The organism is Comamonas sp. B21-038, assembly GCF_022387135.1.
GTDB lineage: Bacteria > Pseudomonadota > Gammaproteobacteria > Burkholderiales > Burkholderiaceae_C > Comamonas > Comamonas sediminis.
The window spans coordinates 2,823,041-2,837,068 of record NZ_CP092462.1 but is presented as its reverse complement, the minus strand read 5'-3'; the positions used below and the strand labels follow the sequence as shown (position 1 = coordinate 2,837,068).

General features: G+C 59.3%; 12 protein-coding genes. 11 read left to right on the top strand and 1 reads right to left on the bottom strand.

All coding sequences use genetic code 11. From position 1 onward, the window contains the following. The first annotated feature begins 98 nt into the window (after positions 1-98). From MJ205_RS12955 to MJ205_RS12915, 9 genes are all read left to right on the top strand, one after another. Positions 99-6,140 (top strand): tape measure protein, encoded by a 6,042-nt coding sequence (locus tag MJ205_RS12955; protein ID WP_239808844.1) that lies wholly within the window; start codon positions 99-101, stop codon positions 6,138-6,140. Between the two features lie 11 nt (positions 6,141-6,151). Then, the gene (locus tag MJ205_RS12950) at positions 6,152-7,084 is read left to right on the top strand and encodes a hypothetical protein (RefSeq protein ID WP_239808843.1); all 933 of its coding nucleotides are present in this window, start codon (positions 6,152-6,154) and stop codon (positions 7,082-7,084) included. Between the two features lie 56 nt (positions 7,085-7,140). Continuing rightward, positions 7,141-8,229, top strand: a complete 1,089-nt coding sequence (locus tag MJ205_RS12945) for a hypothetical protein (protein ID WP_239808842.1) — start codon at positions 7,141-7,143, stop codon at positions 8,227-8,229. 232 nt (positions 8,230-8,461) lie between these two features. Beyond that, positions 8,462-9,268, top strand: a complete 807-nt coding sequence (locus tag MJ205_RS12940) for a hypothetical protein (protein ID WP_239808841.1) — start codon at positions 8,462-8,464, stop codon at positions 9,266-9,268. A gap of 9 nt (positions 9,269-9,277) precedes the next feature. Then, a complete protein-coding gene (locus tag MJ205_RS12935; protein ID WP_239808840.1) occupies positions 9,278-9,820 on the top strand; it encodes a hypothetical protein in 543 nt (180 codons plus the stop codon). Positions 9,821-9,882: 62 nt separating this feature from the next. After that, the gene (locus tag MJ205_RS12930) at positions 9,883-10,185 is read left to right on the top strand and encodes a holin (protein ID WP_239808839.1); all 303 of its coding nucleotides are present in this window, start codon (positions 9,883-9,885) and stop codon (positions 10,183-10,185) included. Further along, positions 10,182-10,814 (top strand): lysozyme, encoded by a 633-nt coding sequence (locus MJ205_RS12925; RefSeq protein WP_239808838.1) that lies wholly within the window; start codon positions 10,182-10,184, stop codon positions 10,812-10,814. The genes MJ205_RS12930 and MJ205_RS12925 overlap by 4 nt, the downstream gene beginning before the upstream one ends. Continuing rightward, positions 10,811-11,350 (top strand): hypothetical protein, encoded by a 540-nt coding sequence (locus tag MJ205_RS12920; protein ID WP_239808837.1) that lies wholly within the window; start codon positions 10,811-10,813, stop codon positions 11,348-11,350. The genes MJ205_RS12925 and MJ205_RS12920 overlap by 4 nt, the downstream gene beginning before the upstream one ends. Before the next feature lie 116 nt (positions 11,351-11,466). Then, positions 11,467-12,123 (top strand): SOS response-associated peptidase, encoded by a 657-nt coding sequence (locus tag MJ205_RS12915; RefSeq protein ID WP_239808836.1) that lies wholly within the window; start codon positions 11,467-11,469, stop codon positions 12,121-12,123. On the opposite strand, the gene MJ205_RS12910 is transcribed toward MJ205_RS12915, so the two are convergent. Next, a complete protein-coding gene (locus MJ205_RS12910) occupies positions 12,120-12,320 on the bottom strand; it encodes a hypothetical protein (protein ID WP_165841105.1) in 201 nt (66 codons plus the stop codon). The genes MJ205_RS12915 and MJ205_RS12910 overlap by 4 nt on opposite strands. A gap of 47 nt (positions 12,321-12,367) precedes the next feature. Between MJ205_RS12910 and MJ205_RS12905 the strand changes: the two genes are divergently transcribed. Next, on the top strand, positions 12,368-12,862 hold the full coding sequence (locus tag MJ205_RS12905) for a hypothetical protein (RefSeq protein WP_239808835.1): 495 nt from the start codon (positions 12,368-12,370) through the stop codon (positions 12,860-12,862). Positions 12,863-13,594: 732 nt separating this feature from the next. Further along, positions 13,595-13,975 carry an RcnB family protein gene (locus tag MJ205_RS12900; RefSeq protein WP_239808834.1) on the top strand — a complete coding sequence of 127 codons (381 nt, stop codon included), beginning with the start codon at positions 13,595-13,597 and terminating at the stop codon, positions 13,973-13,975. Positions 13,976-14,028: the final 53 nt, after the last annotated feature.

Below are 14,028 nucleotides of genomic sequence, written 5' to 3'. Positions count from 1 at the left end.
TCAACACAGATGCTTCGTAGCTAAGACCTCTCGGTTATACGGGAGGTCTTTTTTATGAGCCCATGCTTTGCATGGGCTTTTTTGTTTGAGGCCTACGCATGGAAGAAGTCACTGCAATCGGCGTGAAGATGGCAACGGATGACATCGAGCGCGGCATCAAAAAACTTGATGATTTGTCCAAGCAAGGGCCCAAGGTCGAGCAATCGATGGCCGGCATCTCTGCGGAGAGCAAGAAGGTTGCGAAATCTCTGGCGGACCTGGGCTCTGGTGGCGGAGCAAGCGGCGGACTGAGGCGGGCTGGAGAGGCGGCGAAGCAGACTGCCGAAGGCTTGAAGCAGGCCAGTAATGCCACGCGCGAGGCCGTTACTGATAGCGCGAGCCTTGCTAGAGCAATGAATGGGCTCACTGCCGCCGAAGAGAATTTTCTCAAATCGCTGCGTGATCAAGCCGCTGCTATCAAGCTTACTCGCGGTGATTTTGCTGCCTACCAGGCAGCCCAGCAAGGCATGAGCATTGGTGCGCAGGAGACAGCGCGGGCCATCGGTAATCGCATTGATGCATTGAAGGCCGAGCAGAGAGAACTGGCGCAAGCTTCCCGCGAGGCCGATAAGTACGCGAAAGACATGCTGCGCGCTTCTGCGTCCAGCAGTGCGGCTGAAAAGTCGTTCCGCGCGCTGAACACTGCGGCGAACGCTGTGAGCGCAGCGCTGTCCATCATCGGCGTTGGGTTTGGTGCCCGCGAAATCATCACTCAGATCGATGGATACACCAAATTCACGGCGCAATTGAAGCTGGCGACAAAGGGTGCGTCCGACTATTCGGCTGCGATGGCATCTGTTCAACGTATCTCTACCGATGCTCAACAAGGTATTGGCGAGTTGGGGACGCTGTATGCGCGTATTGCGAACGGTACTGCGTCGCTCAACCTGAGCCAGCAGAAACTTTCGGACATCACTGAGACGGTCGCTCTGTCCCTCAAGGTGTCCGGCGCTACCGCGTCTGAGGCATCGTCGGCTATGTTGCAGTTGTCGCAAGCATTCGCTTCCGGCGTGCTGCGTGGCGAAGAATTCAACTCGGTGAACGAGGCCGCGCCACGACTGATGAAGGCCTTGGCTGATGGCTTGGGCGTACCAGTAGGCGCTCTGCGTAAGATGGCTGAGGCTGGGCAGCTCACCTCTGCCGTCCTGGCCGAGTCGCTTCCAAAGGCGCTGGGCAAACTCCGCGAAGAAGCAGAGTCGGTGCAGACCATCTCCGGCGCCTTCACGGTCTTGAAGAACAACATCATGCTGATGGTCGGCGCACAGGCTACTGCCAGTGGCGCTACCAAGGGCTTTGCCAACGGTATCAGCCTGCTGGCCAACAACCTGGACGTTCTGGCCACGGTGGGCGGTGCAGTGGCTTTGGTTCTGGGCGCTCGCTTCACCGCGTCAATTGCATCCACCGGGGTTGCATTTGCCGCTTCCACTATTCAGGCGGCGCGCTATCAGCTGACCTTGGCCAGCATGGCCGGCGTGAGCACAACTGCAGCCACTGGGCTTATCGCTATGGGTGGGGCAGCACGTGGGGCATCCGCAGCTATGGCGTTTCTGGGCGGGCCTCTGGGCGTGATCCTGACCGTCGCAGGAGCCGCCACGGCTGCGTTCTATACATTCCGGGATAGCTCTGAAAGCCTGGTCAAGAGCATCGGTGGCTTGAACCAGCCTCTAGACGAGCTGAAGAAGAAGCTGGACGCGTTGCCGCCGGAAAAACAGATCGTCATCAAGATGGCGATCCAAGATGAGCAGCAAAGGTCAGTCAAGCAAGCGCAGAAACTCACCGATGACTTGATTCAGTCGATTGCGGGTGCTGCAAACATTCGCATGCCGGCTGACCAGTTCGATCTCATGATTGATGCGCTTAAAGAGGCATCTAAGGAGGGCGGGAATCTCGCACCAGTGCTGCAGAACGCTGTAAGCGCGGGATATCTGCCTCAAGGCCGCGTTCAAGAGTGGTTGAATATGGCGGCTGCCCTGCGTGAACTTCAATCTGCAGCACGTGGCGCAGCTGAAGCTCAAAGCACAACCGTTCCCCTCGTATCTGCGGAAAACAACGTGTTCTTGCAGCGGGCTAGGGCGGCACTTGATGCGGCAAAGAGCTACAAGTCTCAGGCTGAAAGGATGCGCGAAGTTCAGGATGCTGGCAAGAAGCTGGCGGGAGAGCTCAAGAGCCTCCAAAACGCCCAGTTAGGCAATTCCAAAGAGGCGAAAGACCTGGAAGAGCGCATCAAAGGTGTCAATGAGCAATTGGCTTCCATGGCTAAGAAGGGCCGCGATACCTCTGGCGCAGCAGCGATCAAGAAGGAGCAATCGGAGTACGAGAAGCTCATCAGCGCCATTCAGTTGAAAATCGCCGAGAACGCTGAGGAGTTGCAATACGGGCACAAGCTGAGCGAGGCAGAAAAGCTACGCTTCCTCATTTCTGAGCAGGGAACAAAGAAGCTGACAGATGGGCATAAGTCGCTAGCAGAGGCTCGCTTGAAAGAGCTAGAGGATGGCGAAAAGCTGCTGAAACAAAAGAAGGCTCAAGCTGAGGCTGAGGAGGGCTATCGTAAGTTTCTGGATGGCATCTACAAGTCTGCCGAAGCTATTGGCAATCTGACCGAGCAACAGGACGCTGCGAACGCATCCTTCGGAAAATCGAAGGTCGCTATCGCCGAAATGGCAGCTGAGCAGGCCAAGTTGGTGCTTCTCAATGCCAAGGACATGGGGCCCTGGACGCCAGAGCATATTGCCGCACTGAAGGCGTTGACCGATCAGCATGAACGCTACGTGGAATCTCTGCGAAAGGGCGAATACATAGCCGCTGACCGCAAGTATGACGATGGCATCCGCGCGGCTCGGGACGAGCTTCAAATTCAGCAGTACAGCATGTCGCTGCTGGGTGAGCAGGAGCTGAAGCGCAACAAGATGATTGCCGTGCGAAGGTCGGAGATCAAATTGGCGCGTGAACTTGCCGAGATCGAAAAGACCTACATGGGGCGGACCGATGAGACTTCAGTCAAGCAACGCACTGATCTGGAGCGCAAAGCAAGAGTCCAGGCTGAAGAAGAGCTGCAAGTTGAACTGGGGCAGATCCAGAACCAGTATGTCAACGAGCAAGTGCAGAAGTACGACCAAATCTTCTCGCAGGGCTTCGCAGACATGCTCAACGGAAATGAAGGTAGCTGGAAGAGCTTCACCAAGAGCCTGACCACGACGTTCAAGACCCAAGTTGCGGACCAGATCTACCAGATGTTTGCGCGACCTATCGTTGTTCAGCTGGTTGGTTCGCTGCTCGGGATGACCGGCGGCGCTGGCGGCCTGCTGGGTGGCTTGCTTGGCGGAGGCTCAGGCGGTGGTGGTGGCGTCATGGGTCTGCTCAGCAATGGATCGAGCGCATACAGCCTTTACTCTGGCGAAGGGTTGCTGGGTCAAGGATCTCGCTACGTGGCCAACATGTTCGGCTTCGGGGGAGCAGCGCCATGGCAGGCTGCCGGGGCTCAAGCCTCTGGAGCAGTGACCATGCCAGTGACCGGGGGCTTAGGTGGGGCGGCACCTGGTAGCACCAGCTTCATGGGTCTCAATGGCGGCTATGCAGCAGCTGGCGTCATGATGATCCCCCTGATTGCCGCCTACCTGGGAGGCATGTTCAAGGAGGAAAGGCAGGTTGGTGCCGGTATCACGGGCGAGCTGGGCGGCGACCTCTATGGCTACCAGCTGATGCGCGAAAGCGGCAGCCTTTTCGGTGGGCCGAAGTACCGTTACTTGGTGGCGGAGAAGGAGATCGAGAAGTCCAACGCCGAGATCGAGCGCTTGAAGAAGGAGATTGCTGACAACCCCAATGACGCTCGCAACGGCTACCGTGAACGGCAGCTCCAGCAGCAGTACAGCCGCCTGGAGATGCTCTCGCAGTACGACGGCGCTATCGAGGCTTCCAAGGGCCCCATCAAGATCCTGCAGGATGCTTTTACGGCCATGCGTGAGGACACAGCAGCCCGGGCGGATAGCTTGAAGCTGGATGGTGATTCAATCCGCGCCATGAAAGTGACATTGGGCATTGATGAGATCCACCCAGACACAGGCGGCAAAGGGTTGGAGCTGACTGGACTGAGCCAAGAAGAGGCAGCAGCGAAGATCCAGGCTGCGTTGGCGCAAGCCAATGAGGAAATGGCTCGCTCTGTACTGGGCACTTGGCAGGAGCAGACCCGCGAAGTCACCCGCATGGTGTGGGACAACGTGGAGCTGCCTTCTGACGGCGACACCCAGCAATACGGCATGGTGGGACGCGAGGTGACAGAGACGATCACCGAGCAGGTATTCGTTATGAGCGAGTACGTGCGTGCAGGTGAAACGGCTGTACAGGCGCTTACTCGCCTATCTGACTCGCTCTTTAGCGTGAACTCCGTCTTCGACATGCTTGGGCTCACCCTCATGGATACGTCGCTGGCCGGTGCTGATATGGCCTCGGACATCATCGATGCCTTTGGGGGCGCGGATAAGTTCTCTGCAGCGACCGGCAACTACTACGACAAGTTCTACACCGACCAAGAGAAGGTGAAGAACCAGACGCGACTGCTCAACGACCAGCTCAAAAAGCTGGGCATTGAGACCATGCCGGCAAGCCGCGAGGCGCTCAAGGAATACATCAACGGGATCGACAAGAGCACGGAAGAGGGCCAAAAGCTCTTTGCCAGCCTGCTGGGGCTCGTGGATGTGTTCGACATGATCTACACCTCTGCCGAGAACATCGCCAGCCTCAAGCAGGACCTGAATCTGCAGCTGCTGCGCGCCCAAGGCAACGATGCGGAAGCGCAGCGCCTGGAGCGCGAGAAGCAGATCAAGGAGCTGGAGAAGTACAACGATCCGGAACTTGTGCGCATGCAGCGTGAAGTGTGGGCGGCCGAGGACAAGAAGAAGGCAGAAGAAGAGGCAAAGCAGGCGCTGGAGTCCGCGAAGTCGCTGGCAATGAACAATCTGCAGGCGGCGATCGGACGGGAGAAGGAGCACTGGAACACGTTTGCAAAGACGGCCCAGGAGAAGCTCACGCAGGCCGCCAGCTACTTCGACATGTTCACGGGCGCAGCCAAGAGCCTACGCGGCAGTGTTGAGGATGTGGCCACCTACCAAGCAGCTGCTGGCATGGTGTACATCGAGCAGGCGCTGGCCAACGCTCGTAGAGGCCTGGGCCTCGGCGACTATGACCAGGCAAAAACTGCAGTTGAAGCCGCGAGCAGCGGCCTTGTCATGAGCAACTACGCCACCCAGGCGGAACTTGACTATGACAAGAAGGTGCTCGCGGCCCAGCTGGAGGAGCTTGGCGAGTTCGCCGGCGTGGCCAAGTCGGATGCTCAAAAGCAGATCGACCTGGCCAACGACCAGATCAAGCGCCTAGACGACACGCTTTCCTACTGGAAGGACTACGGCCAGGATCAGATCGATGCAACGCTGAGCGTTACCGATGCTGTGAACGCACTGTTCAAGCTGCTGGACCCCAAGGAGCAGGAGCGGATCAAGAAGGAAGAAGCGGCCAAGGCTGGATTGGGCGGTGGTAGCACCCCTGCCACAACTGGCAAGGCCGGCAGCGGCGCAACCCTTGGCGGCACGGTGTCCGGCACTGCGGGGCGTTACGTCGTCGGCTTCACGGCTGACGGCCGCGCCAAGTGGTCGGATGGCACTGTCGAAAAGTACGCCGCAGGGCAGTACCAGTACGACGGCCACCTGTTGGTTGGATCGGGCAACCTGACCGCCGACCAGTGGGCAGCAATGCAGGCCGGCCAAAGCGTTTATGGAAGCGGCTGGTACTTTGATGAGAAGCAAGGCCTGTGGATGAAGCGCAAGTCATTTGCCGTGGGCACGAACTATGTGCCTTACGACATGACGGCGAACATACACCAGGGTGAGCGAATCATTCCTGCGGCCGACAACCGGGCGTTGATGGCTGCTTTGAACACCCAAGGGGGTGGCAATGCAGAGCTGATCACGGCGGTCAAGAAGCTTGAGGAACGTCTGGCATCCATCGACCACAACACGGCCGATGTCGCTGTTACCAACCGGCGCCTGGACGCGAACATCGACCAAGTGTCTGAGGGTGGCAACGGCCTGCGTGTCGTCAACCCTGGTTAAAAGGGAAATCTATGTACGTGTTAGTCCCCAAGCAGATTGGGGACAGCTCGATGCTGGCCGGGTCCATCCCCGCTGTCGATACGGCAGCCGGGGAGGTGGCCTGGACGGCAGGCGCAGCTGTCGCCAAAGATGCAGAGCGGGTTTACGGGCAGCGCGTATACAAATGCGCAGTTGTCCCGCCCAATCTCAATATCCCACCGGACCAAGACACCAATAGCTGGAATGACATGCGCCCGTCAAACCGGTGGGCGCCCTTCGACCCATACGTGCAGACAACCCAGGTCAATCGCCTGGGCTCGCTCACGTATGTGATGAAGGTGCCATTCATCACCGGTATGGCCCTTCACGGACTTACCGGCAAACGGCTGCAGATCAGGGTGACGGATGGGGTAGGCGGGGCGGATCTGATCACTCCCGTCGATACCGGGCTGAACCTTCCGCGTGTCGGCTGGTGGAACTACTTCTTCGGTGAACGGACGGCCATCAAGTCGTTCCGCATCGAGAGCATCCCCAGCAAGTCGTCCACCGTCATAACGGTGACGGTGTCGGCCGACCCGAGCCAACCGGTTGGGATCGGCTGGATGTCGATCGGCACCTGGACGGCTTTCGGTATGACCCGTGTCGGGATGCCTTCGGGCACCCAGTATGGGGCGAATGCCGAGATCCAGAACTACAGCTACCGCAAGGACTTTGAGGACGGCACCTTCCGTGTTGTACCCCGAGGCTCGGCGGTGAATCTGACCCTGCCCGTGATCATCGATGCAGAGGATGCCAACCGGCTGTTCTCGCTCATTGAGCGGCTCAAGGACACGCCGGTATCGGTGTATGCCAGCTCCATTGGCAAGTACCGCTATCTCGCAACAGTGGGCTTTATCAGCATCGGCTGGCAGCCGCACACCACGGTCAGCACATCAATAAACGTGAATGTTAAGGGGGTTGTCTAATGCCAATCGTTCCAGTACCACCAATCCGGGACCTTGGCACCGTCCCGAACAACAACATGGACGAGGCTACGTTCAACGTGACCGCCGAGACCTTCACAACGAACATGCCTCCATGGGGGGCTGATGTGAAAGCGGTGGCTGAGTCGGCCAAGACCAACGCAGAGTACTCCAACCAGCGCGCGAACGACTCCAACACATCTGCGGAGGCGGCAGCCGCACGCCTGGTCGATGTGCAAACGGCAGCAAATGGCGCCTTTGCAGCAGCGAACTACAAAGGGGAGTGGTCCACTCTCTCGGGAGCGCTGAACGTGCCAGCCACAGTCACCCACCAGGGGCGCCTGTGGTATCTCAAGCTGAACCTGGCCAACGTGACCACACAGGCCCCGGCCCTGGGGTCCACCTATTGGGGCGAGGTGAGCCGCAACGATTTCACGGTGCTGCCTTGCCCTGCTGGGACGACAAATGCGGCGGACCGTGGCTTGTATCGGATGACTTCCAGCACTTCGGTGCTGCTGCTTCCTGCTGCGCCTTGGCACGGGATGGTTGTGGCGGCCGCGAATGTCTCTGGAACGTTGACGCCGGTGATCTCGCGCAATGGCAAAACCATCTGCGGTGATGCTGAAAACTTCACGATGAATGTTCTGGGTTTCCAGATCGTGTTGCAGTACGACTCCATATCCGGAGATTGGATGCGGGTTTCTGGCCTGACGGCATTTACAGCCGCGCAGCCCGCTATCGGAACCTCCAATATCTGGACAGCCTCCCAAAACTTTACGGGCGGGCTGAATATGAATGGCATCCCGATTGTCGAGAGGGGAAGTAATACGGATGGTGAGTATGTGAGGTATGCAGACGGAACGCAATTCTGCTCGAAAATCCTGACCATAAATACAGCAATTTCCAACAGCGATGGAGGTGGGGTCCTCTACAGCCCCGCCGTTAATCTTGGCGCTTTCCCCAAAACTTTCTCGCCACAAGCCCCGTCCGTAAATTTGACCGTCTCTGGCGGCGCTGGAGCTTTTATAACTAGCGGCTCGATGCCTCAGACGACTACAAGTTGGGGAAATTGCTTTGTGTCCTCTGGCGCGTCTCGTGCTGCGACCAACTATTACATATCGTGCCTTGCAAAAGGCAATTGGTTTTGATTAGGGGATGACATGGCTAATGCGGCACAACTTGCTCAAACAACCCTTGCAGCGCCTTTTACAGGCGGAGTTTGTGATCTGTCTAAGAGGACCTACTTTGCTGACACAGTATCAGGTGCAATTGTTTTCTCATTTGTGAACAGACCGGCCGACTGCATGATGTTTGAAGTGGAGGCAAATCTGGTTTCTGGAACAATGACCTGGCCTGCAAATGTGAGATGGGTATGGGGTGGTGGGCTTCCTCAAAATCTCCAGACTGGGAAGATTCATCTTTTCCAGTTCAGGCGGCCCCAATCCACTGGAACCGATCAATGGCTCGGGTCCTATCAGGGGAACTATTGAAATGGCTCATAGACCATTCCTTCTAAAAGGCCCGGTGTACATCACCATTACAGCCAGCGTCAGGAGCCCGGACATCCGAGCTCTTGCTATTTCTGCGGGTTGGGTTGGCTACGAACCGCTGTATTGCACCATCAACGCGGGAGTGGATGTAGCGGCGCTCAGCATTGCAAATATCCCAAGCGGCCTGCTCACCATCATCAATCGCGGGCGAATTGGCGCAATGGTGGGTGGCGCCTTTGGGCTCTACACCCGAACCTTGATCAATATCGACAATGCGGGCGGCACGATCTTCGGCGCGGGTGGCACAGGTGGGGCCGGCGGATCATTGCGCATTCAAAATCCTAATTCACCATCGTTTTACGCCGCAGGTGACGGGGGTGCCGGTGGTGCAGGCGCTGGCTTTAGCACCATTAGCACACTGACTTTGCAGCCTGCGAGCAACGGCGATCCTGGTCGATCCGAGACGCTTGGGGGGTCTTCGGTCGGGGGCATTGGCGTCTCAACTGGGGGGCGGGGCGGCAATGGCGGGCCCATTGGCCAGTCTGGCGCAAGTGGCGAATCCGGTACTGCATCTGGCAACTACAACCTGATTCAAGTCTTCTCACCAGGTGCAGGGCAGCCCGCAGGCAACTATGTGGATGGCAACGCCTATATCAACTGGCTAGCTACGGGCACGCGCCTGGGCAATGCAATCTAAAGGGTCAACATGTACATCGATAAAGAAACAGGCGACTACCCGCTGAGCCCGGCGGACATCATCTCCAGGCACGCCCACAACATGTCTTTTCCCGTGCCCTTTGAGGCGCCGGAGCAGTATGCCCTGGTAGCGCCGGCAAGCCCGCCCGCGTTCGTTCAGACCACCCACAAAGCAGTGGAGCTGGCCCCACTGGAGACAGAGGAAGGCTATCTGCAGCAGTGGGAAGTCGTGCCACTGAGCGCTGAGGAACTGGCACAACGGGAAGCCGAGCGCTTGGCAGCCGAGCAGGCCGCCCGGGATGCTGCACGGGTGACCGTGACCAAGCGCCAGGCGTTGCTTGCGCTGTTCGACATGAAGGGCATCAAGAACGAGGACATCGAGGGGCAGATCAATCTGATTCCTGATGAGTTCGACCGATACCGGGCCCTAGTGGACTGGCAGGGCTCGGCGGCCATCGAGTCGGACAGTCCCACCATGCTTAAGCTGGCGGCAGGCCTGAACCTGACCGAGGCCGATTTGCACGAGCTGTTCGGGTACGCCGAGACCCTGTAGCCCTCGCCACAACACACAACACAACCCGCTTAGGCGGGTTTTCTTATTTAAGGGGCCAGAGGATGAGCAATTCAATGGAAAGCGCAGGAATCGTCGCCGGGAAAACAGCAGTTTATGGAGGGGCAGCTACTGCAGTTGCCAGCGGAATGTCTCTGTCTGAAATGGGTATTGTGGTCGGCGCCGTTGTGGGCCTATTGGGTCTGATCTTCGGCCAGTATTGGGCTTGGCGCCGGGATGAGCGACAGCGCGCCGAAGTGATCGAGAGAAAGGCAGAGCGAGAACTGCGCATGTCTTTGATGCGCGCATCTGGTCGGCCGATCTACCACCAAGATACCGACCTCGGGAAGTTGGAGGCGGAGCAATGAGCAAGATCCCAGACGCGCTGCGTTCTGGCTTGATGGCCCTGGCCATCCTGACGGCCGGCGCCGGCGGCTACATGGTCTCCGAGCGCGAGCAGGCCGCAGCCCAGGCCATGGCCGAGCAGAGTCAGTACATCCAGGCCGTGGCCGCTGACCCTGGCACATCCCAGGCAGTCAAGATCGCCATGGTGATGGGCAGCTACTACGAGAGCAGCTACCGCCACATCGGAACACCCTACGTGGACAAGCTGGGCAAAGGCCAACCGCTGACGGTCTGCAACGGCATCACGGGCCGAGCCGTGGTGGCCGGACGGTACTACACGCCGTCCGACTGCTACGCACTGGAGCGCAGCCGATACCTAGCTGCCGAGCGCACGGCCATGGGCATGTTCCGGCTCTGGACCACCTACACCCCGCTGCAGCAAGCAGTGTTCATCGACTTCATCCACAACAAGGGCGAGGGTGCGCTGTACGCCTCGACCCTACTGCGCAAGGCCAATGCGGGTGATGTGGTGGGTGCATGCCGAGAGAACCCGCGCTGGAACCGGGGCACGGTCAACGGCGTATCTGTGGTGCTGCCAGGCCTGCAGGCCCGGGGCGATGCCAACGGCGAGATCTGCGAGGCAGGCTTATGACCCTGCAGATCAAACTCATCCTGGCCGCCGTCATCGCTGCACTGGCCTTCTCCACAGGATGGGTGGTCAAAGGCTGGCAGGCCAGCAAGACCATCGCCGAGCTGCGCACCGGGCAGGCCCGGGACAAAGCCACCCGCGCCGAAGCTGCCAGAACCGTTGAAACCCAAACCGCAATCAGGGAGAGCAAGCATGCCGAAGACACGATCTACAACGCCGATCGACTGGCGAACCTCAAGACTGGCATTGATGTGGATGTGCGCACTGAGCTTGCCCGCGCTGAGCGCCTGCACCGCGACACAGACAGCCGAGCCGCCACTTATCGTGCGCAAGCCCAGGCCGACGCCGCTGCCCGCCGCGATCTTGCAGATAAGGCCGCAGCCCTCGACCGCCAGCTTGCACAAGGCATCGGCGTGGTCGCAAGCCTCGGCGGAGATCTTAGACGACGGGATGCCGAAGTAGCAGCGCTATGCGACCAGGTGAACATCGAGCGCCGGCTGAGCGGTGACGACAGCGATCAGGCCTGCAGCCAGAAATAGAAAGAGCCTCCCCGGCGCCACTACGGCACTGGGGAGGCTGTTTTTTCGTTTCAGATAGGGTTTCGGATGACACCATCCGGATGCGTGCCCCTGTACCTTGGCGCCAGGAGGCTCCAATGTGCAATCGCTACCACTCCCCTGATGAAGGCTACATCCAGCAGTACTGGCGGCTGAACCCCCGGCAATTGGGGCTGGGTGCCCGCGACGTATTCCCGCGCTCGCCTGGCGGGTTCATCCGGCGCGCCGTGGATGATCCTGGCTACAGCAAGGAGCTGGCCGTGGGACGATGGGGCCTGATCCCCTGGTTCAGCAAGACGCCGGACATCAAGTACAGCACCAACAATGCCCGGGCCGAGGAGATCGCGGACAAGGCCAGCTTCAAAGACCCGTGGAAGCGCGGCCAGCGCTGCATCATCCCGGCGACGACTTTTGATGAGCCCAACTGGGAGAGCGGGAAGAACGTGTGGTGGAGGTTTGCCCGGGCCGACGGCGACCTGTGGGGCCTGGCGGGGCTGTGGAACGCCTGGAAGGATCCAGCGACAGGCGAGCTGATCGAGAGCTACACCATGCTCACGCTCAACGCAGATGCGCACCCGCTGATGAACCGCATGCACAAGCCGGACCCGAAGCTCGCAGCTGACAAGCAGGACAAGCGAAGTGTGATCCCCATTGAGCTGGCCGACGTGGACCAATGGCTGGAAGGGTCGATCAAGGACGCTCAGGCGCTGCTGAGGCTGGCACCGGTCGAAGTGTTCGCGGCCGGGCCAGCCTAAAACGGAATATCGGGGGCGAGGCTGTCGTACAGATCCTTGTCCACCGCAACCGTGACGGTGTGCAGCACCATAGTGCCCAGGACCGGCATCGCCTCCGGCCGATCCAGCTTGATGCCATCCCAGCGCTCATGTTCCTTGGTCTCGGACCAATCATCACCATCCTTGATGTGCCACCGCCAGTATCTTGATTGAAACATAGACACCTCCAAAAGACTGTATATTTATACAGTAAATGGAGCGAGCAATGGAAGCAGTCAGGAAATTTGAGCCGGAGGACCTGCCGGGCTGGTACATGAGCGCTGTCAGCCCTGGCAGCTGCTTCGATCTTGAGGCGCGTCAACGGGTCGGCGTGGATCTGTACGTGCTGCAACTGCAGTTTTGCGGCGCGTACTTGTGCTCTCCTTTTCTGGCCGGCAGGGCGCCAATATTGGGCATGGTCATCTCATCGACTACGCCATTCAACGGCAACCAGACCGGGATTTACCGGCGTGCCGAGCCCATGAAGCTCATGACCTACCCACTGGAGCAAGTCGAGGTTTGGAAGAAGCGAGAGGACGGAACCATGCTGCTGCGGGGGGAGCAGTGGGATGAGGGGGAGTTCAGCCGTTGGCCGCAGACTTGGATATGTGGGCGCAATCCATCTGCAGTAGCTGCAGCACTGCGCGGTATGTCGGCCTGGCTGGATAGGGAGTACGCGAAGGTCAAGCGGCCGCCCTATGCGAATGACCGGCCGAGGTAAGGGGCAGCCGCAAGAGTGCAAATGAAATGCGCGGACCGGGGAAGGGATGCAAGAATAATTGCGCCGATGCTGGATGTGGCGGCCAAACATAGCAGTTAAAAATGTGGCTCATCCAGGCGTAGCAAAAGGCGTAGTATTTAATGTTCTGTCGCCTGATTAGCTATAGAAACACCCCGCTGCATCATGGGGGTATGCGATGAAAAATCGGCTTTGGTAAGCGTTGGATTTTCCATGGGGTTTGAACTCATCTATGGTTGGTCGGGTGGGGAAGAAGCCAGCCCGGGATGGCAGGGGTAAAGAGGGTCGGTAGGGGCCTTGTCGAGGCGGCTTGACCAGCAGCGCACCCGGGGGCGGGGCGCCTGCGCCGGTCTGCCTGTGGCCGCAATGCGCATCATACAAGGCTGGCCGGAGGCCCAGGGGCCGAGCGGGGTGTGCATATTACCGTATCGGCGGGAGCAAGTTGGCATCCACTCGCTGATGGAGCGCGGATTTCCCAGGCGTTCACGCGAGGCACAGGCCTTATCCGCCCAGGCGTAAACCGCCGGCCTACCCGCCCCCTTTTTGAAGAGGTTTAACACCCCGATGCGAATGTAAAGCCCGCTGCACGGCCTCGAAAATTCCGGTAAAGCTGGCAGATTCCTACCTATTTGCGGTGCTGCTTGCGCCATCATGGACTGCAAGCGAGGCGACGGTGCCTTGCGTCAAGTACAGGAGGTCCCGATGAAAAACGCAATGACAACTTGGATGAACCGCGCAGCCGCTGCCGCGCTGGTCGCGACCTTGGGTGCGGGTGCCGTCAGCGTGCAAGCCCAGCCGCGCCCTGCGCAGGACTCCCACCGCTACGACAACCGGGGCCATGCGCAGCCCGATCGCCGCCATGATTCGCACCGGCCCGATGCGCGCAACCACCGGGGTGCGGGCCCGGACCACCGCTGGGTCAAGGGCTCGCGCGTGCCGCCGCAGTACCGGGCGCACGGCTATGTCGTCAACGACTGGCGTGGCCACCGCTTGAGCGCACCGCCACGCGGCTACCACTGGATCCAGAATGGCGGTGACTACCTGCTAGTGGCCATTGCCTCCGGCGTGATTGCCCAGATCGTGTTTGGCAACTGACAGCCAGGCGATCTGCTGATCGGCCAAAGACAAAGCCCACAGGCATGGCGTGT

What these genes read in the sequence shown, in the direction of transcription:
- MJ205_RS12955 (WP_239808844.1), top strand. Translation starts at nt 99, where the DNA reads ATGGAAGAAGTCACTGCAATCGGCGTGAAGATGGCAACGGATGACATC.
- MJ205_RS12950 (WP_239808843.1), top strand. Translation starts at nt 6,152, where the DNA reads ATGTACGTGTTAGTCCCCAAGCAGATTGGGGACAGCTCGATGCTGGCC.
- MJ205_RS12945 (WP_239808842.1), top strand. Translation starts at nt 7,141, where the DNA reads ATGGACGAGGCTACGTTCAACGTGACCGCCGAGACCTTCACAACGAAC.
- MJ205_RS12935 (WP_239808840.1), top strand. Translation starts at nt 9,278, where the DNA reads ATGTACATCGATAAAGAAACAGGCGACTACCCGCTGAGCCCGGCGGAC.
- MJ205_RS12930 (WP_239808839.1), top strand. Translation starts at nt 9,883, where the DNA reads ATGAGCAATTCAATGGAAAGCGCAGGAATCGTCGCCGGGAAAACAGCA.
- MJ205_RS12925 (WP_239808838.1), top strand. Translation starts at nt 10,182, where the DNA reads ATGAGCAAGATCCCAGACGCGCTGCGTTCTGGCTTGATGGCCCTGGCC.
- MJ205_RS12920 (WP_239808837.1), top strand. Translation starts at nt 10,811, where the DNA reads ATGACCCTGCAGATCAAACTCATCCTGGCCGCCGTCATCGCTGCACTG.
- MJ205_RS12915 (WP_239808836.1), top strand. Translation starts at nt 11,467, where the DNA reads ATGTGCAATCGCTACCACTCCCCTGATGAAGGCTACATCCAGCAGTAC.
- MJ205_RS12910 (WP_165841105.1), bottom strand. Translation starts at nt 12,320, where the DNA reads ATGTTTCAATCAAGATACTGGCGGTGGCACATCAAGGATGGTGATGAT.
- MJ205_RS12905 (WP_239808835.1), top strand. Translation starts at nt 12,368, where the DNA reads ATGGAAGCAGTCAGGAAATTTGAGCCGGAGGACCTGCCGGGCTGGTAC.
- MJ205_RS12900 (WP_239808834.1), top strand. Translation starts at nt 13,595, where the DNA reads ATGACAACTTGGATGAACCGCGCAGCCGCTGCCGCGCTGGTCGCGACC.